General features: G+C 73.2%; 1 pseudogene. It reads left to right on the plus strand.

The annotated features are described in order from the left end of the window. Positions 1–48: 48 nt before the first annotated feature. Positions 49–209 (plus strand): annotated as a pseudogene (locus BGIM_RS68620) (IS630 family transposase); the annotation flags it as partial.

A 209-nucleotide genomic window follows, 5' to 3' on the forward strand; every position in this document is an offset into this window, starting at 1 on the left:
CGGTGGTCATGCGAGGCGGTCGCCGTCGTCCTCCGGGAAGACCACGGGATCGCGGCCGGACGCGAGACGGTCCGGCAGTCCCTCCGGGAAGCTGGCCTGGTGTGGCGGCGGCCCCGCCCGGTCGTCGCCCGCCGCGACCCGGACCGCCCGGCCAAACTCAATGCCTTGCGGCAATTGCTGCGGAATTTGCCGGACGACGAGACGGCGGT

The organism is Zavarzinella formosa DSM 19928, assembly GCF_000255705.1.
Taxonomy (GTDB): domain Bacteria; phylum Planctomycetota; class Planctomycetia; order Gemmatales; family Gemmataceae; genus Zavarzinella; species Zavarzinella formosa.